Origin of the sequence: Providencia zhijiangensis (assembly GCF_030315915.2) — a bacterium.
Lineage (GTDB): Bacteria > Pseudomonadota > Gammaproteobacteria > Enterobacterales > Enterobacteriaceae > Providencia > Providencia zhijiangensis.
Window position 1 is genome coordinate 2,723,663 of the sequence record NZ_CP135990.1, and the last position, 20,881, is coordinate 2,744,543.

The window sequence follows — 20,881 nt, forward strand, 5'->3', positions numbered from 1 at the left end:
GTCAGTATTTGAATCCTATAATTGCTTACACTCAAAAATAGGATAATAATATGAAAACAATAGCATTAAAAAACTCAGAATATACATATATTTTAACTACTAAAGATAGCCTTAATGAAATTAATAAAAAAATTGGAAAGAAGCTATCAATAGCTTACATTAAGGCGTTATATGACAATAAAATAATCCAGTACCAACATTGGTATAATGGAGCTTGTAATCAATACATGGAAAGTAACAATATACCTTCTCACATAGTTAAATTCATAAAAAATAATAAAATGAACACTTATACATTAATAAAGAATATAAAAATTAAATTTGGAATAGTAATATCACCTCGTAGTGTTAATAACACTAAGAACACTAAGAATACTAAGAATACTAAGAATACTAAGAATACTAAGAATACTAAGAATATGGAGTAACTAAAAAATATAAAAAAAACAAAAAACAAAAAATTAAAACTTGGACTACTATATAAAATTAAATTATTACTTAATAAATTAATTTGTCAAACTTAATGAAATAGAACACCAATTCCAACCAAGCATATAATGCGTATACATTTAATTAATTTTAAAATATTACCGCATTATTCAAATCCTAAAGTTCATGATGGTTTGTTAAACTTTTAATTGACGTTAGGATACTTAAAAAAATAAATCATTAATAATAAGGAAGATTTAAAATGGAAATGATTTCTAATGAAAACGATGAAAATGAAAAAAAACTGTACTTTACATGGTATAAAAACAAATATTCATCTGGAAATAAAAAATCAAAAGATATAATACATAGCAATCAATGTTGGAGTTCACTAGTTAAATATTTTTTAAATAAAAATGAATGGCTTTATTTTAATGCTTCAAATATGAATGAATATGAAAACGCTAAAAATAATTTTGATGGAATCATATTTGCTGAAATGGTTAAAAATAAGGAAAGGAATAGTGATAATGTAATAAATCACTATGCGATAGTACTTGATATTGATGGGAATATGTCTATTAGTGACGTTAAAAATGAATTAAAAGAATATGAATACTTACTCTACTCTACGGGTAGTCAAGGGTTAAAGAAAGGAGATCGTTTTAGAATTATTTTGCCACTACTAAACCCTGTAAGTAAAGATGAATATAACAGTTATTCAGTATCATTGATGAGTATATTTTATTATTCTGATCCTTCATTTTGTAAAACATTACAATTACAATACTTACCTTTTATAAATAAAGCCTATGAATCAGAGTTCATTTCTGAACATAACCAAGGATCGTTTTTTGATATTACAAAATTAGAGAAAAATCAAATCATAGAAAATAAATTTAGCTCTGATGTTTTTAAGAAAATTGAAAATAATTATATTTACGAAGTAGGGAATAAAGATGAAATATTGAAATTAATAATTGAGAAGAATAAAGGGAATTTAGGCTATGATGAGAAATTAAAGTTAACCAGTAGTTTAAAAAATGCTGGTTATCAAGAAAATGATATTATAGAAACAATAGATTTAGTAAGTAAAATAGGTTCAAAAAATTTCGGATTAGATATGTATAAAAAAGCTAACCCCTCTTATGGTAGTATATTTAGCTTAAGGAACTTCCTTCCTGAAAAAAGCAAGGTATTATTAAAGACAAATGCTGTAATAAATGATGTTAATTCAACCTATGACTCTATTTATACTCTAAATGAAGATCAGTTTCTATCAGAAATTATTGATGAAATAGAATTTAAAGAAGGAATCAATTTACTAATTGGTAGCACAGGAATAGGAAAGAATTATGCTATGATGAAGAGAGAAAAAACAAAAATAATAACACCGTTAACATCTATTGTTGAGCAATCTGGGAGTAGCAATGATCTATATAAAAATAATATAGCCACATGGAATCAAATAAAAAACATGATGATTAATCCTAGCATATGTAAAGAATGGGATTTAGTAATAGATGAAGCTCATGGAATTATATTTGATTATGATTATAAGTATGAGACAATTGAAACCCTTCAGCAAGCTATTAAGCTTTTTAATAAAGTTATCTTTATGTCAGGAACAATAAAACCAGAATATTTTTCTAATATAAAATTTGAAACAATTAATAAAGTTACAAAAGCAGATAGTACTTTAAAACAGATTCAAACTTACTTTTGTAAAAGTAAAGAAGATTCAATAATACGAGATCTAAAGAATAGTGAAAGAAAATCTATTCTATTGATAAATGATAAGGCAAAAGGAAAGTATATTGGTGAGCAATCAGGGAAAAAGTTTCTATTAGTTAATGCGGATCTTAAAAATGAAGAAAATGTAAAAGATTTATTTAGTAAAAGAATAATGGGAGATTATGACTGCATTATCGGTACTAATAGTATTGTAGAAGGTCTTAGTATTATTGATGAACTGGATGAGGTTGATATTTTCATTTGTGAAGAAACAGATCCTGACAGAATTGAACAGTTCACCAATAGGTTTAGAAAAATAAAAAAATTAAAAAATGTAAATTACTACATTGATAGTAAAAGTATAAAAAAAATAAATGATAATAATATTGAAAAAATTATAGAATCGGCAAAGGAACTTGCTAATGCACTTAAAAATTCATTTGATATTGCACAAAGCAACCAACAAAAAAATTCTTTCATTAAAACCTATCATATTAACAATGAATTAAATGTATATATTAAAAACAACGATTTTTATGTTAACTATAATATGATTGACCATCAAAGTTACGTACATAGAAAGGAAAAATCTAATAACGAATTCAGTTACTTCATGTCGAGACTTTTTGAATATAATTTCCAGATATTCCTTCCAATTTTTGACGATTACATGTCTAATGCCAATGTTGACATAAAGGAACTTAAAAAGATTGAAAAAGAATTAACTAAGGCAAATGAGAATAAAGAACTGAGTGAATTAAAAGAGTATTTTGAAAATGGAGTGCTTCCTGAAATTAAAGGAGATACTTTTTTAAAGTACAAAATAAAAATACAAGACATGAGGAGTAAAGGTTTAAATAACAATGATATACCACATGTAATTGATTCAATAATAGAGGATAGGGATTATGAGAATAAACTACTTAAAGATATAGAATATAATAAGACAAGTTGTCAATATAGGGATTTTGTCATTTCTGAAGTGAATTGTTTAAAGTTTACACATAAAAATTTTGATTATATAAGATCAGTTGATGCTAAAACTATTGCAACTAACGTTGTAAGAATGGTGTTATCTAAGGAATTCAATAATGATATAGATTTAATGATTACAAATTCTGATTGGAACTCTTTGATTAGTAAAAAAATGTCCAATGGTAATGATGTATCTCTTAATACCTCTTATGACCCATTGGACACTTTTTTTGTAAAAAACACAATGGCAAGCAGAGTGATTAAAAAGTACATATCCTTAAGTGACTCAACTAAGATTACTAAATCTAAAGAACGTATCTGTGCATATAGAATCCTTCATTTGTCATTAACAGGATTGAAATTAACCATTTGAATTTAAATGATTAATTTTTTGCTGTTGTAAACAGTACTAAGATAATTGATTGATCGATATTACCTATTGGTGAGCTTGATATTGATAGGCCTAATAGGTAATAACGATCGATATCATAAAATTGATCGTTATTATCGATCGATTGGTTGGGTTGTGATATGATAGATAGCATAAAATGATAAAATTTAATCAAAGGAGAATTAGCATGCTATTAGCTTAAAGATTATAACCAAAACCGAACGCACGTAAGTTTAAACTACCTCCCTACGGAGGCATATCAAAACTCTAATTTGGGAAGTTCAATTAATGGGGAGTGGACAGCAGTACACTAACTAGTCTTCTGAGAGAAAATTTATTCTATGACAGAACATTATATAACGTATTAGATAGAAGTTGGCCTAAAGGTGAAAAAATCATAGCTGATTTTGTTGGTGTACCTGTTTATATAATTTGGCCCGAGCGGTATGTTAAATAAAATAATTTAAAGGAATTGGATATATGGTTGGATTTATATTATTTTTATCTGTTTTTATCGCAGGTTTTTGTTTAATAAAAACATTTAAATGGTGTGAGTTTAATAATATAAAAGGTTTTTCAAAATTCATGGCATTATTACTATCTAGCTTTGTTTCTTTTGTAATTACTTTTTTTATAGGAATGTTTTGGCATAGTTATAGCCAAGGTGAATTCAAGCATCAAGACAAGAAATTTAGTTGTGACATATTTATGTATGAGGGGGTTGCTTCAAAGCTAGATGCACCCAATAAAAAAATAGGGAAAAGTATTCCTATTGGTGGTGGTAGTTTAATATTAAAAAATGATTATTTTATTATTAAAGCTAATTCAAGTAGTGATGAATTTAAATCGCCACCATTAAGTCCTAATGAAAACCTAGATAAAGGGGTACTTAGTGCTAGTACACATGATTATTCTACTCAAAAATCAATATACTATATGTTAAATACAGATATAAAAAACACATATGCCCAAATGATAATAACTGGGCCATTAAATAATAGAGAGAATAAAGTAATGGCAATGTCGGCAATGAATTGTAGAAGTAATAACTAATAGATCGATTGGGTTCATTCAAGAGCAATAGCCACCTTAAATTAGGTGGCTATATTCATTCATAAACAGATAATGATTTTTTAACTCTAAAAACGGTAGCCCGCCCACAATCACATAATTTAGCTATTTCATCCGCAGTATATTTTTCACTCTCTAGCATTTCAGTGATTTTACTATGAAGTACTGCATTCTTTTGTTTTCCTTTGTACTTTCCAGCCTTTTTAGCTATAGCAATACCTTCATCTCTTCTAGATGCAATAATACCTCGTTCAAACTCTGCAACTGCTCCCATCATGGTTAAAATTAGCCTTGAAGCGGGAGAATTATCAAAACTCATGTTGTTGTCTAAAAATTTAACGGTTATTCCTTTTTCCACTAATTCATCCACTAGCGATAAGAGCTCTTTGGTATTACGGGCTAATCTATCGATAGACTTTGTAATGAGAGTATCACCTTGCCTTAAGTGCGATAGGAGTAATAGTAGTTCTGGCCTGTCGTTGATATTTTTCCCTGACACTTTCTCTTGGATCACTTTGTCGCAAACAGGCTCAAGTACTGAAAGCTGCCTTTCTAAATTTTGATCTTTTGAAGAAACCCTTGCATAACCGAATATCATAAAAGCCCTTTGTATCATTTACTATATTTAAATGATACTGAATCATATAGATAGGATCAAGTACTAAATGATACTATTTTAGCTGAATTAGGTGGGTATCATTAGGGAGTAGCTGAATGATACACTATTGGTGAAAAATTAGTATAATTTTTGGGGTGAATAATATAGTAATGTAAATATTGCATATATAACCATTACATGTTTTGATCTGAAAAATTCATATCATTATTTACTGGAATAGGGTTTTATAATGGCTTTTAATTTAACCAGAATGAGTGTCTATGCGTTAATTAGTTCATTAGAAGAAGATCTGCGAGCTATCATTACGACATACTTAGAGAATGAAGCTTTAAATGAGGTTATCTCTACTGATTTGAAGAGCAGAGCTAAACAACGTTTAGAAAAAGATATTGGATTTTCATTTGATGATGTTTCACTATCAGATTTAGTTGATTATTTTGATCTGGGTGACACTTATCAGGTTATAAACTCTAACTTTAATAAAATCCCAGAACATATATCTAGCTATGTAAGAAAAAAAACGAAGGGTTTTGATAAACTAATACCCATAAGAAATAGAGTTATGCATATAAGACCATTGGATGTAGATGATTATCCAACTACGTTCACTTTTTGTCATCAATTAATTGAAACAGAAAAAACAGTCTGGTCTAATCTATCAAACATAATTGATATTATTTCCGTTAATCCAAGTTATGTACTTGGTTTAGATATTAAAAGTTATGAGGATTCCTATGAGAATCATAATTTACCTTTTCCTGATTTCGATGAAACAGGCCTTATCGGTCGAAATGAAGATGTAAATAAAGTTAAGCAGCTTTGTTATGGTCCATTTCCTGTAATATCAATTGTTGGTGAAGGTGGTGTTGGTAAAACCGCTCTAGCCTTAAAAGTTGCATATGAAATTTTAGAAGATGAGAAAAACCCTTTTGACGCTATAGTTTGGGTCTCATCTAAAACTACGCAAATTACAGTTAATGAAATAAAAGAAATTAAGGATTCTATTACCACATCTATTGGTGTTATTAGTGAAATTTCAAATCAATTAACTGGTATGTCGCCATCACAAGCTGGCATAGAAGAAATTATTGAATATTTATCCACATTTAAAATAGCACTTTTTATAGATAATCTTGAAACTATTTTAGATGATAATATCCGGAATTTTGTTGGAAATCTCCCCTCAGGGAGTAAAATCATAATTACATCTAGGATAGGATTAGGTGCATATGAATATCCAGTTAAACTTCAAGGCATCAATGAGTCATACGCTTCCCAGTTGCTTCGTACTTTAGCAAAAATACGCAATGTTGATTCACTTAAAAGTATTGATGAAAATATAATGCGTAAGTATGTAAATAGAATGTATTGTAACCCTAGTTACATTAAATGGTTTGTGAGTTGTATTCAAACAGGGAATTCCCCTGAAAGTATCTTACAAAATTCAAATATGTTTCTTGAGTTTTGTATGTCTAACGTTTATCAGCATTTATCTGAGAATGCAAGAAAATTGACATCAGCAATGCAATGTGCTCCTGGTTTGAGGGATGTTCCAGAATTATCATATTTAACAGACTTTGATTCTTTAACAATTCATAAATCTCTACAAGAGTTAATGTCTACAAATATGCTATCACAGTCCTCAAAAACTAAAGGTGCAAGTATAAAAAATAATTATCAATTATCTGAGCTTGCGAAGTCTTATTTAAGTAAGCACCATAAACCATCTCAGACATATATGAGATCTATTCAGGATAAAAGAAATAAACTTAATTCATTATATGAGCAGCAAATGCAGTCAAGAACTGATAATAAATATAATGTTAATAATATTCAATTCAGAGATAAAAGTGACCGTGTAATAGTAAAAATGTTACGTGATGCTCAGGTATTTATGAACCAAGCTAAGCATGACAAAGCATTTGAACTATTAACAGAGGCTCATAAACTTGCACCTGACTATTTTGAGGTTGCAAGAGTTTTAGCATTTTTTCATCAGAGGAATGGGAATCCCAGTGATGCTAGAGAACAATACGAATTATCTATGGTACTAGCTCCTAATTTACCTCAGCTACATTTTTGGTTTGGAAAATTTATTTTACGCGAAGAACAAAATACAGATGATGCAGTTATAGAATTTGAAAAAGCATATGATTTAGACCCTAATTCAGTTGATGTAGCGTTATTTTTGGCTAGAGGATATATGTTCCAGCACCACTATGATAAAACTGAAGATGTTTTAATTAAGATAAAGGATCTAATTGGTTCTACAACTGATTATAATGAAAAAATGTTTCTAGATACTGAAATACAGGTTTTATATAGACGAGCGGATAGTTGTTTACAGAAAAATAATAATGAACAATGTATAATTCATCTTGAAGAAATGAAAGATAAATTTGATGATCTTCCCTTAAAGCATAAAGATACTTACATTCGTGAAAAATTATCAAAATGTAGGTTCATAATAAGTAACTTACTAAAGAGCAGTGATTATAATATAGTTAGTCGTGCAGATGCTTTGCAACAGTGGATGTGGCAAGAAGCTAGATAACTCAAATTAAAACCGAATGATTTTTTATCATTCGGTTTTAATATACTCCAATAGATAAATCATTATAAAACAATATATTACCCACTTAATTTTTTATCTCTTTGATATAAAAACAGAACTGTTTTTTACTTTAGTAAGGGATTACTTTAAGTATTAATAAAATCAGTATACTCCCCCTGAATTACAATAATTCGAGTACTAAAGGCAGGTAACTTTGCCGTGAGTTCACATCAAAATTCATTTTAGGCGAATCAAAACACTACCCTATCAGTACTGATATATTTCATATACAACATAATTAATTATGATATGAGTACAAAAGCTAATTAACAATAATGATAGGTTTTATTGGGTTAGGGTTCAGTACTAATGGAGCTAATTGATAAACTCAATAGTGATATTGATTTAATGATCAATAATCCTGATTGGTGATCATTAATCAGTATAAAATGTCCAATGGTAATAATGTATCTCTTAATACCTCTGTTGACCCATTGGACACTTTTTCATAAAAACTACCTGCTTACCCTGCCTCAAAAAACTTCAAGTCCTAAAAGGCAGTAACTTCGCTGAGAGTTCATATTGTTCTCTATAAGATGGTAGCTATGTTCCAGTACTATACCCTGATATAATCGCGTAAAACTCATGTACAACAAAGCTAGAATATACGCCTATAAGCTTTATAACCTATTGTAAGTACTAGTTAATTTACCTTTCTATGAACAGTATTCAGTACTGTTTAGTATTAGAAGACGAGTAATCCAGTACTGAAGGGTTGGGTACTAAAATAGTATCCAACCTTTATTTTCAATGTGTTATATGATTATTTGCGTGTTGATAGTAAATCAAGGATTTTATTATTCTTAAAATGATTAGGTAACATCAATTGCTTGTTTCATTAACAGAATTGGCTCCTTACTTCGATATACTGCATCTGTCATCGTATTACTACTATGTCCTAAAATACTAAATCTAACATGGTCTGGAAGCTCTGGAACGTCTCTTAACCTATCGCTAAGGCTATACCGATAATCATGTGCTGTGTGTTGTTCATTTAAGTTTTTAAATACTTTCGATACGATTCTTGAGGCTGGATTATGAACACTCCAGGGAAAAGTCGGCAGTAGCTCCATAATCCCAAGGCTAATGAGATCATTATGGATTGGGATATTTCTAACACTACTGATACTTTTAACTCTTTTTCCATCTTTACTATTCACACTGATACAAGCTACTTTCTGATTTCGATCGGTTATATAGACATAATCATCAATAGTTAACTGTATAGTTTCAGTTATACGCATCCCTGTGTAATATAATATTTGCAATAACCACCAGACATTTGATTTGTATTCTACTGATTCCAGTACTCTATTATGCAATTCAAGAGAAATTAATGTTTTTGCTCTCAAATTTTTTACTTTTTTAAACCCCATACCAAGAAAAGGGTTTTTAGATAAGTAATCTCGTTTAACTGTTGCAAAGTTAAAAAGAGCTGAAATCTTCTTAAACATAGATTGGCGGGACGTATCGGATTTATATCTGTTTTTTAAGGTGTTTTTAAACTTGGATATTGAGAGTTTATCAAATGATTCTATATCACAGTCTCCATACCAACTGATGAAAAGATCTACTGCACCTTTGTTTGATTTATAAGTTAAAGGTCTCCAGTCTGCTTCCATTTCATTGTACCATTCCTCTGCTACTGAACTTAACTTATGCCCCTGCTTTTTTATCTCCTGTTGAGTATCTAGCTCGCGACTAACCTTACCGTTAGTATGCATCCAGTGAATAAATCCTGCTTCTAGGTGTATCTCCCCCTCAATATAGGTATCTCTATCTAATAATAAACATTCTCTAATCTGATGAAATTCATACTGTTTATTTTTTAATTTAATATAAGAGCTCAATAAAATCTTTGCTCTATTTGATGCTATCTGAAAATCCCTAGTTCTTAAGTCTAGTCGGATTAAACGACCATAATGAGATTTTTGCCAAATATAATAACCACGATTATTACATGAAAAATACAGTGCCATAGAAAATCCTTGATTTACTATCAACACGCAAATAATCATATAACACATTGAAAATAAAGGTTGGATACTATTTTAGTACCCAACCCTTCAGTACTGGATTACTCGTCTTCTAAGTAAGTGTAACCGTACAACCCACTTTCAAACTCGTTCACAAAATCTTTTTGCAGCTCGTCGCTTAGCCCAGTGCCTTTCACTTGCTCAATAAAGCTTTCTAACAGTACTTCAGGAACCAGCTTCACATATTGCAGCATATCGGCGACTGAATCGCCCTCTTCACTTTGCAGGTAACGAATGCTGCCTTGGCTATCAACCCACACATCGATGGCGGCAGTATCGCCGAATAAGTTGTGCATGTTGCCTAAAATTTCTTGGTATGCCCCGATCATAAAGAAGCCAATCATCGGCGGATTTTCTGGATCATACGCTGGCATTGGCATGGTGGTTTCCACCCCATCACCATCAACATAATGATCAATAATACCATCTGAGTCACAAGTGATATCCAGTAATACCGCACGTCTGTCTAACGGCTTATCTAAGCCTTCAATTGGCAAGACTGGGAACACTTGGTCAATTCCCCAAGCGTCTGGCAGTGATTGGAACAGCGAGAAATTCACATAGAATTTATCCGCCATACGCTCTTGCAGCTCATCAATAATTGGGCGATGAGCGCGGTTGCTAGGGTCTAAATCTTGCTGAATACGGCGACAGATATTTAAGTATAGCTCTTCCGCCCATGCGCGTTGTGTTAAGTCCAACACACCATGCGCATACTGGGTATGTGCTTCTTGCAAGTCAAACTGGCTATCGTGAAGCCATTCACGCAGCGAGCGGCTATTACCTTGATGCTGCATGGATTCCCACGTTTCCCATAACGAAACCAGCGAGCGTGGAGCATCTTCACTCGGCGGTGTGGTTTTGGTGAATTCGTTACGCTCAACCCCAATCACGTTAGAGACTAACACGGTATGGTGAGCGGTCAATGCACGCCCAGACTCGGTGATCACCGTTGGGTGTGGCAAGTTAAACTCTTCACACGCATCGCCAATCGCCCAAATCACGTTGTTCGCGTATTCGTTCAAGCCATAGTTAACCGAACAATCTGACTGAGAACGCGTACCTTCATAATCAACGCCTAAGCCACCGCCCACGTCAAAGCACTGAATGTTGACACCTAATTGATGCAACTCGACGTAGAAACGGGCAGACTCACGAACCCCTGTCGCGATATCACGAATATTCGCCATTTGAGAACCTAAATGGAAGTGCAATAATTGCAGGCTATCCAAGCGGTTCGCATTGCGTAAAATTTCGACTAATTGCAGAACTTGTGTTGCCGCCAATCCAAATTTAGATTTTTCACCGCCACTCGCCTGCCATTTACCGGAACCTTGGGATGCTAAACGGGCACGAACACCTAAACGAGGCGTCACTTCCAGTTTTTGTGCTTCTTCCAGCACCATCTCGATTTCAGACATTTTTTCGATAACCAGGTACACTTTGTGACCCAGTTTTTCGCCAATTAATGCCAGACGAATATATTCGCGATCTTTATAGCCGTTACACACAATCACAGTGCGAGTGCGACCTGCGTTGGCTAATACTGCCATTAGCTCTGCTTTTGAACCTGCTTCTAACCCTAAAGGTTCACCAGAATTGACCAGCGATTCAATCACGCGGCGTTGTTGGTTAACTTTAATTGGGTAGACTAAAAAATAATCGCCTTTATAACCGTAAGATTCGCGCGCACGTTTAAACGCCGCGTTAATTGAACGCAAACGGTGTTGCAAAATTTGAGGGAAACAGAACAGCGCAGGTAAACGTAAATGTTCCTGCTCTTCTTTAACTTGGTAGACTAAATCAGCTAAATCAACAAAGGTGTCAGGGTTTTCAGGATTCGGGCAAACACAGACATTTCCGCGCTCATTCACCTGATAGTAACCACCGCCCCAATACGCAATATTGTAAGTTTGGCGCATCTTGCGAGCGATATTATCATTCATAATAAACTCCTAGTATGGAGGGGTGAGTGATGCGTTCTCCTTCCAGACAAGCAGCGACCAAGCGCATGATGCAACTAGGCAGTAATGTCAGGGAAACAGCGATACTCAGATTGTAATTAAAGTGCTTAGAACTTCTAAACGGTGACAATATATATCCACAGACTTAGCAGACGACTACATTATAGATTACTGGCTAAGTATTATGGATCTATGATAGGTATGACGGTAACTTCGCGATGAAGTCAACATAGACAGGAAAGTAAAAGCCAATGTCACACGGCGATCCGCGTAAGACGGTTGGATACTGTTATTCAGCAGATTATGGATCATCGCCCATTAACCCCCAATATAACTGTTTTCCCCTTAAAAACTTCAATGATTATTATTGAAATTCAACCGGTTATAAACATTCCTGATAGAAAGCAGACTCATGGCTGACCTGCTGGTATATAGCGGGAAATGACAACCATCCGCTACGGTCGCAGTTTATACCTCGAATAGCCCCAAAATGCAAAAGCAAATTATCTAAAATTTCACATTCACGATAAAACTAACTGAATTAGCCATTTATGCGCTTATCATTTTAGGCTGAAAAACAGGTAGAAATTATTCATTGAAAAGTCTAGAATAGCCGTCTAGATGTTAAAACATCCAACTATAATGTTCTTTGAATTCTTAAGGTATTAATCTCATGTCTACACACCTCTTTACTTCTGAGTCCGTATCAGAAGGGCATCCTGATAAAATTGCAGACCAAATTTCTGATGCGGTCCTTGATGCTATTCTTGAACAAGACCCAAAAGCGCGCGTAGCTTGCGAAACCTATGTCAAAACCGGCATGGTCATGGTTGGTGGTGAAATCACTACCAGTGCATGGGTCGATATTGAAGAAATTACGCGTAAAACCGTTCGTGAAATCGGTTATACCAGTTCAGACATGGGCTTTGATGCCAACTCTTGCGCAGTATTAAGCGCAATTGGTAAACAATCACCAGATATCAACCAAGGTGTTGACCGTGCAGATCCTTTAGAACAAGGTGCTGGCGACCAAGGTCTAATGTTTGGTTATGCAACTAACGAAACTGACGTATTAATGCCTGCACCGGTGACTTATGCACACCGTTTAGTGCAGCGCCAAGCTGAAGTTCGTAAAAATGGCACACTGCCATGGTTACGCCCAGATGCGAAAAGCCAAGTCACCTTCCAATACGATGACAACAAAATTGTCGGTATTGACGCGGTCGTTCTGTCCACACAGCACTCAGAAGATATTGACCAAAAAGCTTTACACGAAGCGGTTATGGAAGAGATCATCAAGCCGGTTCTGCCAGCTGAATGGTTATCTCCAGCGACTAAATACTTCATCAACCCAACAGGTCGTTTCGTTATCGGCGGACCAATGGGTGACTGTGGTTTAACTGGTCGTAAAATTATCGTTGATACCTACGGCGGTATGGCACGTCACGGTGGTGGGGCATTCTCTGGTAAGGATCCATCAAAAGTTGACCGTTCTGCTGCTTATGCTGCGCGTTATGTTGCAAAAAACATCGTTGCTGCAGGTTTAGCCGACCGTTGTGAAATCCAAGTTTCTTACGCTATCGGTGTCGCAGAGCCTACCTCTATCATGGTAGAAACTTTCGGCACAGGTAAAGTTGACGAAGCATTGCTCGTGAAATTAGTCCGTGAATTCTTTGACTTACGTCCTTACGGCCTGATTCAAATGCTGGATTTATTACACCCAATGTACCAACAAACCGCTTCTTACGGTCACTTTGGTCGTCCACAATTCCCGTGGGAAAAAACCGACAAAGCGGCACAACTGCGCGAAGCTGCTGGCCTGTAATTTTCGCTAGTGTCACTGACGCTAAGCGCAAAAATCAGCTTAATAAAGACCCATCTTAATGATGGGTTTTTTTGTGCCTAAAATTGCTCTCCAATGTAATGAGTCAAATAATCTTTCTATTCGCCTCATTTTTTGGGTAGAATAAGCTCAGTATTCACCTCATCGGAGCGCAACATGTGGATTTGGGAACAACCTAATTGGCCTACCTTTATCTATGATCAAACGCAGTTACAACCATTACTGCGTGATGTTGTTTTTCTTCAAGGCAAACTGAATGGTCGATACGATACCTTTGATATCCGCCAACACGTATTGGATAACATCCTCGCCAATATCATTTATTCCAGTGATATTGAAGGCGAAAAGCTCGATGCACGTTCCGTACGTTCTTCCCTTGCTAACCATTTGGGCATTTCCGATGATGCCCCTTTCCCGATAGATCAAAAAACACAAGGGTTAGTTGAATCCGCCTTAGATGCGATCAGCAATCTTGAAAAAACGTTAACCGCTGAACGGCTGTGCCAATGGCATGCATTGATGTTTCCATCGAATGAAAGTCTGTTTAATAAAATTGCCGTTGGGTGTTTTAGGACTAATTCAATACAAGTCGTCTCTGGGCGATTAGACAAGCCCACTATTCATTTTGAAGCGCCGCCAGCAGAGCAAGTTCCTCACGAAATTGAGCAATTTCTGTCGTGGTTTAACCGCAGCCACCATGATTCGACATTAGACCCCATTCTTCGCGCTGGCATTGCCCATTTATGGTTTCTTACTATTCACCCTTTCGATGATGGAAATGGTCGAATTGGGCGTTTAATCATGGATTTAGCCTTAGCTCAAGCCGAAAAAACTACGGTTAGGCTGTATGCAATGTCTCAATGTATCAATGAACAAAAAAAGCAATATTATCAAATACTCGAACAATCCCAACGTGGAAATGTTGACCTCACCCAATGGCTGATTTGGTTTATCAGCACACTGCGTAGCGCCATCAATGAAACCTTACAACAGATCCAATTAACTATTGAAAAAACAAAATATTGGAGCCGTTTTGACCAACGTATTTTGCGCCCAGAGCAATTAAAAGTGCTAAATAGGATGCTGGATGGTGACTTTGCTGAGGGGATCAATAACCGCCAATATATGGCTGTGGGAAAAGTGAGTCGCTCAAGTGCCACACGCCATTTATCAGAGCTTGTCGAGCACGGCTTTCTTGAGGAAGGCGCTAGCGGTGGACGCAGTACACGATATCGCTTAAGCCAAGAACCGCTATTTACGGGGTCATGGTGTTAAATTGATAGGGTTAAATTGATGAGTCAATTAACGGTTATATTCGCCTCATTTTCTGGGTCGAATAATCACATTAATTGACTCATTAGTCTTGATGACTTTCTGATGCGTGAAACTTACTTTTCAGTACGTTGAAATAACTGGAAAATGGCCATTCCCGCTATCATCGCCAGCGTAAACAAAATACCTTGAGTCAGTCCCATACCAGTTAATAAAATGGCAGGCCCCGGGCAAATTCCCCCAAGCCCCCAACCTAAACCGAACAACACGCTGCCTATCACTAATTTTTTATCAATAATTTTACTGCTTGGGATCTGTAATGAGCAATTCAGTATACTGGTTTTGCGCTTTTTCACTAACTGGAATGCGATACCGCTTATCACCATTGCCACTGCCATGGTAACCAACAAAGAGGGATCCCAATTTCCCGTGATATCCAGAAATGCCAAAATTTTTGCGGGATTACCCATACCGGCTAACAGCAAGCCCAGCCCAAATAAAACACCGGAAACTAACGCGATAATGATTGGCATCACTTTATCCTCTTAACCCAAAGTGGTTAATCACAGCGACCGTGATAAAGGCCACCAGCATAAAAATAGCCACCGCAACCATGGAACGACGGGAAAATCTCGCCATGCCACAAATGCCATGTCCACTGGTGCAACCGCTACCTAATCGTGTCCCAAACCCGACTAACAACCCCGCTGCAATCAGTAATGGTGTACTCGTTGCTATAGTGACTTCTGGCGTATACACAAAAGTAATAAACAGTAATGGTGCAACCAAGATCCCGACAATAAACGCCAGTTTCCACGCCGTATCCCCTTTAGTGGGTTTAAGGACTCCCGCTAAAATCCCGCTGATCCCTGCAATTCGCCCATTAAGAATCAATAATATTGCCACTGCTAAACCAATCAAAACACCGCCAACTGCCGCAGAGCCTGGCGTAAAATGCGCCCAATCAATCGTCATTTTAATTCCCCTTCACTGGACAATAGAGTTGATACAACGTATTGAGTAAGGTAAATAATTTCTCATCTGCAATAGAATAATAGATACGCTTACCTTCCCGACGCGTTGCGACTAATCCTTCATTTCTTAGTACGGTTAACTGCTGCGATAACGTCGGCTGCACAATACCTAGCGAAGCTTCTAAATCGCTCACGCACGCTTCGCCCTGCGTTAATTGGCACAGCAATAATAGTCTGTCTGGGTTCCCTAGTGTTTTTAATAATGACGCAGTTTGCGTTGCTGCTTGGGTCATTGCTAAAAGCAGCTGTTCTGAATTTGGTTGTTCACTCTTTGGCATCATTGGATCCCTTGTTACTTATGTATATTATTATACCTAAAAATAATATATATTTTGATATATTGATTGTCAATTATCACTTGTTAGAACTCTATGACTTCACGTATTCTTGAGGACATGAAAACAATCCGAGTACCCATCCTGCTCCAACAGCGAGTGATGAAAACCCTGCGTGAAAAGCTCGCGTTAGCTGAAGAAAAACTGGAACAGAAATTTCCAGAGCCTTCCATCAACTATAAACAGCGTGGAACCACCGCGGGCAGCGCCTATTTAAAAGATTGGGAAATTCGCGTTAATCCGACGTTATTAATTGAAAATCCAGATAATTTTGTGGATGAAGTGATCCCCCATGAACTCGCTCATTTACTGGTTTATCGTGTATTTGGACGTAAAGGGGTCGCCCCTCATGGCAATGAGTGGAAATGGATGATGCAGACTGTTTTAGGGGTAACGGCGAAACGGACTCACAACTTTGCAGTGACCAGCGTCAAAAGCCAAACTTTTCGTTATCTTTGTGGTTGCGACACAATTCATGAACTGACCATCAGAAGGCATAACAAAGTTGAACGTGGTGAAAACCAATATTTATGTCGAAAATGCGGGGAAATTCTCAAGCGAGAAATTGAGTCAGCGGCAGAGTGTTAATTCCCTGCCGCATCAAGAGGTAGGACTGAATTTAAGCGAACTCCGTCATCACTAATTTCGCGATTTCAAAGTAAATAATCAAGCCAGTACCATCAATAAATGTCGCGATGAATGGCGCAGAAACTACCGCTGGGTCAACCTTCAGCTTCTTCAGAACCATTGGGATAATAGAAGAAACAATCGCGCTCCACACGGTAATAGCCACAATCGTTAAGCTCACCACGATAGTCACTTCATGACCCACACCTAGGATCCAAGCACGAATTAATGCCGCGCCGCCAATGGTAACAGCCACTAAGAATGAGGTTGAAACTTCTTTTTTCAATACCGCACCGAGGTTACGTAAACTTACTTCCCCCAACGCCATCGCTCTCACGAGTGTCGATGTGATCTGAGTTCCGCTGTTTCCGCCGGTACCAATCAACAATGGAATAAAGAACGCCAGTGAAATGGCGGCTTCAAGTTGCTCTTCGAACGCTTTCAGCACAGTTCCAGTATAGGCTTCCGCCACAAACAGCATTAATAACCACACAACACGCTTACGCCATAAAGTGACTGGACTGGTGGTTAAATACGGCTCTTCGAGTGGCGTAGTCGCCCCCTGCAATTGTGCATCGAGGGTATTTTCGTCTTCAATAAGCTCTGCTATATCTTGAGGACGTAATACACCCATTAACTTACCGAACTGAACAACGGGGATCATATCCAAACCGCTATGATTAATTAAATCATAAACATCATGGCGTGATTGTTCAGGGGAAACAGAGAAATAATTGTGGCGCATAATATCCGACACTAATAAATCCTCTGCTGAGGCAAGTAATGATTTAACGGACAGAATTCCATTTAAATAGTTTTCACTATCTACGACAAATAAATACGTTGGAATTTGTTCGCCTTCGAGATGTTCAATAAGACTTTTCTTCACACATGCCACAGAGTCGGCAACCGATACTGGCAAATATGATTGGCTCATATAAGCGTGAACAGTTGAATTGTAGTGGTTTAATAAATTTGGCCACCTGAACAGAGGTGATATGCTCACCTCAGAACAACACAGGTGCCTTAATGAAAAAACGAAATTTCAGTGCAGAATTCAGACGTGAATCAGCCCAGCTGGTTGTGGATCAGAACTATACAGTTGCAGATGCCGCGAAAGCCATGAATGTCGGGCTTTCCACCTTGACGCGGTGGGTAAAGCAATTACGGGACGAACGGGCAGGCAAAACACCGAAAGCATCCCCTATCACGCCGGAACAAATTGAGATACGTGAGCTGAAGAAAAAAATTCAACGTATTGAAATGGAAAACGAAATATTAAAAAAGGCTACCGCGCTCTTGATGTCAGACTCCCTGAACAGGTCTCGGTGATCGGGAAACTCAGAGCGCATTATCCTGTGGCCACTCTTTGCTGCGTGTTCGGAGTTCACCGCAGCAGCTATAGATACCGGGAAAACCGGCCTGACAATCCGGACGGCAGGAGAGCCGTATTACGTAGTCAGGTTCAGGAGCTGCACGGCCTCAGTCATGGCTCAGCAGGTGCAAGAAGTATCGCTGTAATGGCAACACACAGGGGCTTCCGGATGGGACGATGGCTTGCCGGACGGCTAATGAAGGAGATGGGGCTGGTGAGCTGTCAGCAGCCTGTTCACCGGTATAAACGTGGCGGTCATGAACACATTGCTATCCCGAACCACCTTGAGCGACAGTTCGCAGTGACAGAGCCCAATCAGGTATGGTGCGGCGACGTAACGTATATCTGGACCGGTAAACGCTGGGCATACCTGGCCGTTGTACTCGACCTGTTCGCAAGGAAACCCGTGGGCTGGGCAATGTCATTTTCTCCGGACAGCAAACTGACAACCAAAGCGCTGAAAATGGCATGGGAAATACGAAATAAGCCATCCGGGCTCATGTTCCACAGTGATCAGGGTAGCCACTATACAAGCAGGCAGTTCCGACAGTTACTGTGGCGATACCGGATAAAACAAAGTATGAGTAGGCGTGGTAACTGCTGGGATAACAGCCCGATGGAGCGCTTCTTCAGAAGTCTGAAAAATGAGTGGGTGCCGGTGACCGGCTACATCAGCTTCAGTGAAGCAGCCCATGCAATAACGGATTATATCGTCGGGTATTACAGCGAAGTCAGGCCGCATGAATATAACGGTGGATTACCACCAAACGAATCAGAAAACCAATACCGGAAAAACTCTAAAACCGTGGCCAATTTTAGTTGACCACTACAAATCATCAATTTTAGTGGGTTGTGATTGATTAGACTTTTGACGAGCGTCTTTCATCGCGGATTGTGCAATAGCTACTGCACCCGCTTTGTTCTGGGTAGAAAATGACATTTTTTTAGTCCCTATTACTGTTGTTTACTCAAACAGTACTCACATAGGGGCGAAACCAGATGAGAGAATGCGATTGCTATCTCTTCGTCTCGGTTTTAGCACTATACAACGTATCCTGAATCAATCAGGAAGTTACATGGGGATATACCTTCGGTCGATATATCCTGTCCTAATCTTGGGCGTCTCTCGACGTCGTCAGATCAGTAACCTATGTTTGTATAGGAGCCTCGCCTAACGAGATACTGCACTTTGGATGCGGCGCGAATTATACCCACTGAGTGTTCAATTACCACCCTTTTACCCCGCTCTTTTTTTAATAGCCCACCCTCGTTTAAGTTTTGTTTAAGTTAATGTATATCAAAAATTCAGCGTGTAACCATTTGTAACTTTAATAGAAACTTATATTATTCATAATACATAAAGTCATAATCACGCTATAAATTACTTTATTATTTTTTAATTATCTTTTGCTGCTCAAGTAAATCGATTAATAAACAAAAAAGCCACCTTATTTACATTCATAATAAGATGGCAATTAATGAGGCATTTAAATTTTATATTATCGAAATATCGATTAAGCGATTTCTGTGTCACCTTGTAATTGGCAACTGCACGCTAAAACATAGCCGTTAGCAATTTCGTCTGCGGTTAATGTCATGGTACTGCTGGTTGTATAATTTCCCGAGAGCACTTTGGTTTTACAGCTACCACATACACCCGCGCGACACGCCGCAATTACCGGTTGTTTATTCTGTTCTAACGCAGACAGCAGCAATGTTCCCACGGGTACAGTGAAATTCACTAAACGGTGACGAATTTTTAAGTTCAATACCTCTTCACTCACGGCCTCATCGCCGCCAGTGGTAAAGCGCTCCATAAAGAAGTGCTCTGCTGGAACGCCTAGTGCCTTAGAAAATTCCTGCACATTTTTCATATACGGAACAGGCCCGCAAGTCATTACCACTCGCCCGTGAATATCCGGTACTAACTCCAGCAATTTTTCTTGGCTTAAGCGACCTTGTGCAACACCGCCGTTATCGGGTGTTTCCGGCATGATGCACAACTGCAAACGTTGCGGATATTGCTGAACCAATCTTTGCCACTCACTAGCAAAAATGACCTGCTTTTCATCTCGCACATTAAACAGTACTTTGACATCCGTTTCTGGGCGATTCGCCATCAGCCAGCGAGTCATCGACATGATCGGCGTGACACCGCAGCCTGCCGCTAACATTAAGTATTGGTGGCTTTGAACATTGGCACAAGTAAACTCCCCTTGCGCCTCAGACAGCCAAAGATAATCCCCTGGTTTGACCGCTCCAGTTAGCCAACAAGAGCCTGCTCCCTCGTCTAATCGTCTCACCGTAATGGAGATAAAACGGCTTTGCCCCGGCGATGAAGACAAAGTATAAGCACGCATCACGTCATCACTGTTTTTGATACTCACCAGCGCATACTGTCCCGGTTCATATTGGTAAAAATCATGATTAATCAGGTTAATTGTCCAAACATCTGAGGTTTCCTGCACAATCGAGTGAATTTGCATTCTGTTCGGACATAGGCTTGTTGGCATGGTCATGGGTTACTCCTTGCAAGGGGGAAAGCCGCTTCCCCCTTGGTTT

Annotated in this window: 16 protein-coding genes, 1 pseudogene and 1 riboswitch; of the genes and pseudogenes, 9 read left to right on the top strand and 8 right to left on the bottom strand. The window is 37.3% G+C overall.

The features are described from left to right. Positions 1 to 50: 50 nt before the first annotated feature. The 4 genes from QS795_RS12505 (at position 51) to QS795_RS12520 (ending at position 4,582) form a co-directional block, all read left to right on the top strand. Complete coding sequence (locus tag QS795_RS12505; RefSeq protein ID WP_286272850.1) at positions 51 to 428, top strand: hypothetical protein; 378 nt, start codon at positions 51 to 53, stop codon at positions 426 to 428. A 263-nt stretch (positions 429 to 691) separates the two neighbouring features. Then, complete coding sequence (locus QS795_RS12510; protein WP_318626516.1) at positions 692 to 3,511, top strand: DEAD/DEAH box helicase family protein; 2,820 nt, start codon at positions 692 to 694, stop codon at positions 3,509 to 3,511. Positions 3,512 to 3,824: 313 nt separating this feature from the next. After that, positions 3,825 to 3,986 (top strand): helix-turn-helix domain-containing protein, encoded by a 162-nt coding sequence (locus QS795_RS12515; protein ID WP_286272847.1) that lies wholly within the window; start codon positions 3,825 to 3,827, stop codon positions 3,984 to 3,986. A gap of 23 nt (positions 3,987 to 4,009) precedes the next feature. Further along, positions 4,010 to 4,582: a hypothetical protein gene (locus QS795_RS12520; RefSeq protein ID WP_286272845.1), complete on the top strand. Its 573-nt coding sequence runs from the start codon at positions 4,010 to 4,012 to the stop codon at positions 4,580 to 4,582. A gap of 55 nt (positions 4,583 to 4,637) precedes the next feature. Here QS795_RS12520 and QS795_RS12525 read toward each other — a convergent pair whose 3' ends face one another. Beyond that, positions 4,638 to 5,198 (bottom strand): recombinase family protein, encoded by a 561-nt coding sequence (locus tag QS795_RS12525; RefSeq protein ID WP_318626517.1) that lies wholly within the window; start codon positions 5,196 to 5,198, stop codon positions 4,638 to 4,640. Between the two features lie 250 nt (positions 5,199 to 5,448). Between QS795_RS12525 and QS795_RS12530 the strand changes: the two genes are divergently transcribed. After that, complete coding sequence (locus QS795_RS12530; RefSeq protein WP_286272839.1) at positions 5,449 to 7,773, top strand: NB-ARC domain-containing protein; 2,325 nt, start codon at positions 5,449 to 5,451, stop codon at positions 7,771 to 7,773. An 872-nt stretch (positions 7,774 to 8,645) separates the two neighbouring features. Here QS795_RS12530 and QS795_RS12535 read toward each other — a convergent pair. Continuing rightward, the gene (locus QS795_RS12535) at positions 8,646 to 9,812 is read right to left on the bottom strand and encodes a phage integrase SAM-like domain-containing protein (protein ID WP_286272834.1); all 1,167 of its coding nucleotides are present in this window, start codon (positions 9,810 to 9,812) and stop codon (positions 8,646 to 8,648) included. A gap of 98 nt (positions 9,813 to 9,910) precedes the next feature. Next, positions 9,911 to 11,815 (bottom strand): biosynthetic arginine decarboxylase, encoded by a 1,905-nt coding sequence (gene speA / locus QS795_RS12540; protein ID WP_154602510.1) that lies wholly within the window; start codon positions 11,813 to 11,815, stop codon positions 9,911 to 9,913. A 691-nt stretch (positions 11,816 to 12,506) separates the two neighbouring features. Between speA and metK the strand changes: the two genes are divergently transcribed. Then, entirely contained in the window at positions 12,507 to 13,658 is a 1,152-nt protein-coding gene (gene metK, locus QS795_RS12545; protein WP_006661136.1) for a methionine adenosyltransferase, read from the top strand. A 174-nt stretch (positions 13,659 to 13,832) separates the two neighbouring features. Then, positions 13,833 to 14,951 carry a Fic family protein gene (locus QS795_RS12550; protein WP_286272833.1) on the top strand — a complete coding sequence of 373 codons (1,119 nt, stop codon included), beginning with the start codon at positions 13,833 to 13,835 and terminating at the stop codon, positions 14,949 to 14,951. A 113-nt stretch (positions 14,952 to 15,064) separates the two neighbouring features. On the opposite strand, the gene QS795_RS12555 is transcribed toward QS795_RS12550, so the two are convergent. Genes QS795_RS12555 through QS795_RS12565 form a run of 3 tightly spaced genes read right to left on the bottom strand, consistent with a single transcriptional unit; the run spans position 15,065 to position 16,260 of the window. Beyond that, positions 15,065 to 15,481 carry a DUF6691 family protein gene (locus tag QS795_RS12555; protein ID WP_286272832.1) on the bottom strand — a complete coding sequence of 139 codons (417 nt, stop codon included), beginning with the start codon at positions 15,479 to 15,481 and terminating at the stop codon, positions 15,065 to 15,067. A gap of 4 nt (positions 15,482 to 15,485) precedes the next feature. Then, entirely contained in the window at positions 15,486 to 15,923 is a 438-nt protein-coding gene (locus QS795_RS12560) for a YeeE/YedE family protein (RefSeq protein WP_286272831.1), read from the bottom strand. 1 nt (position 15,924) lies between these two features. After that, positions 15,925 to 16,260, bottom strand: coding sequence for an ArsR/SmtB family transcription factor (locus QS795_RS12565; protein WP_154602506.1), 336 nt, complete (start codon positions 16,258 to 16,260; stop codon positions 15,925 to 15,927). Positions 16,261 to 16,377: 117 nt separating this feature from the next. Here QS795_RS12565 and QS795_RS12570 point away from each other — a divergent pair, with 117 nt between their 5' ends. Then, positions 16,378 to 16,905: a SprT family zinc-dependent metalloprotease gene (locus QS795_RS12570; protein WP_154602505.1), complete on the top strand. Its 528-nt coding sequence runs from the start codon at positions 16,378 to 16,380 to the stop codon at positions 16,903 to 16,905. Between the two features lie 31 nt (positions 16,906 to 16,936). Here the strand turns inward: QS795_RS12570 and QS795_RS12575 are convergent. Continuing rightward, positions 16,937 to 17,902: pseudogene (locus QS795_RS12575) on the bottom strand (magnesium transporter); the annotation flags it as partial. Between the two features lie 71 nt (positions 17,903 to 17,973). Between QS795_RS12575 and QS795_RS12580 the strand changes: the two are divergent. Then, positions 17,974 to 19,142 (top strand): IS3 family transposase gene (locus QS795_RS12580; protein WP_166685554.1). Its coding sequence is split into 2 segments (ribosomal slippage): positions 17,974 to 18,223 and positions 18,223 to 19,142, totalling 1,170 coding nucleotides; the frame shifts between segments, so codons are not numbered across the junction. A gap of 190 nt (positions 19,143 to 19,332) precedes the next feature. After that, a riboswitch (M-box (ykoK) riboswitch) is annotated at positions 19,333 to 19,505 on the bottom strand. A 328-nt stretch (positions 19,506 to 19,833) separates the two neighbouring features. Here QS795_RS12580 and hcr read toward each other — a convergent pair. After that, positions 19,834 to 20,838, bottom strand: a complete 1,005-nt coding sequence (hcr, locus tag QS795_RS12585; RefSeq protein WP_286271421.1) for an NADH oxidoreductase — start codon at positions 20,836 to 20,838, stop codon at positions 19,834 to 19,836. Positions 20,839 to 20,881 lie beyond the last annotated feature (43 nt).

Excerpts from the sequence above, each read along its gene's own strand:
- QS795_RS12505 (WP_286272850.1), top strand. The coding sequence starts at position 51 with ATGAAAACAATAGCATTAAAAAACTCAGAATATACATATATTTTAACT.
- QS795_RS12510 (WP_318626516.1), top strand. The coding sequence starts at position 692 with ATGGAAATGATTTCTAATGAAAACGATGAAAATGAAAAAAAACTGTAC.
- QS795_RS12520 (WP_286272845.1), top strand. The coding sequence starts at position 4,010 with ATGGTTGGATTTATATTATTTTTATCTGTTTTTATCGCAGGTTTTTGT.
- QS795_RS12525 (WP_318626517.1), bottom strand. The coding sequence starts at position 5,198 with ATGATATTCGGTTATGCAAGGGTTTCTTCAAAAGATCAAAATTTAGAA.
- QS795_RS12530 (WP_286272839.1), top strand. The coding sequence starts at position 5,449 with ATGGCTTTTAATTTAACCAGAATGAGTGTCTATGCGTTAATTAGTTCA.
- QS795_RS12535 (WP_286272834.1), bottom strand. The coding sequence starts at position 9,812 with ATGGCACTGTATTTTTCATGTAATAATCGTGGTTATTATATTTGGCAA.
- speA (WP_154602510.1), bottom strand. The coding sequence starts at position 11,815 with ATGAATGATAATATCGCTCGCAAGATGCGCCAAACTTACAATATTGCG.
- metK (WP_006661136.1), top strand. The coding sequence starts at position 12,507 with ATGTCTACACACCTCTTTACTTCTGAGTCCGTATCAGAAGGGCATCCT.
- QS795_RS12550 (WP_286272833.1), top strand. The coding sequence starts at position 13,833 with ATGTGGATTTGGGAACAACCTAATTGGCCTACCTTTATCTATGATCAA.
- QS795_RS12555 (WP_286272832.1), bottom strand. The coding sequence starts at position 15,481 with ATGCCAATCATTATCGCGTTAGTTTCCGGTGTTTTATTTGGGCTGGGC.
- QS795_RS12560 (WP_286272831.1), bottom strand. The coding sequence starts at position 15,923 with ATGACGATTGATTGGGCGCATTTTACGCCAGGCTCTGCGGCAGTTGGC.
- QS795_RS12565 (WP_154602506.1), bottom strand. The coding sequence starts at position 16,260 with ATGCCAAAGAGTGAACAACCAAATTCAGAACAGCTGCTTTTAGCAATG.
- QS795_RS12570 (WP_154602505.1), top strand. The coding sequence starts at position 16,378 with ATGAAAACAATCCGAGTACCCATCCTGCTCCAACAGCGAGTGATGAAA.
- hcr (WP_286271421.1), bottom strand. The coding sequence starts at position 20,838 with ATGACCATGCCAACAAGCCTATGTCCGAACAGAATGCAAATTCACTCG.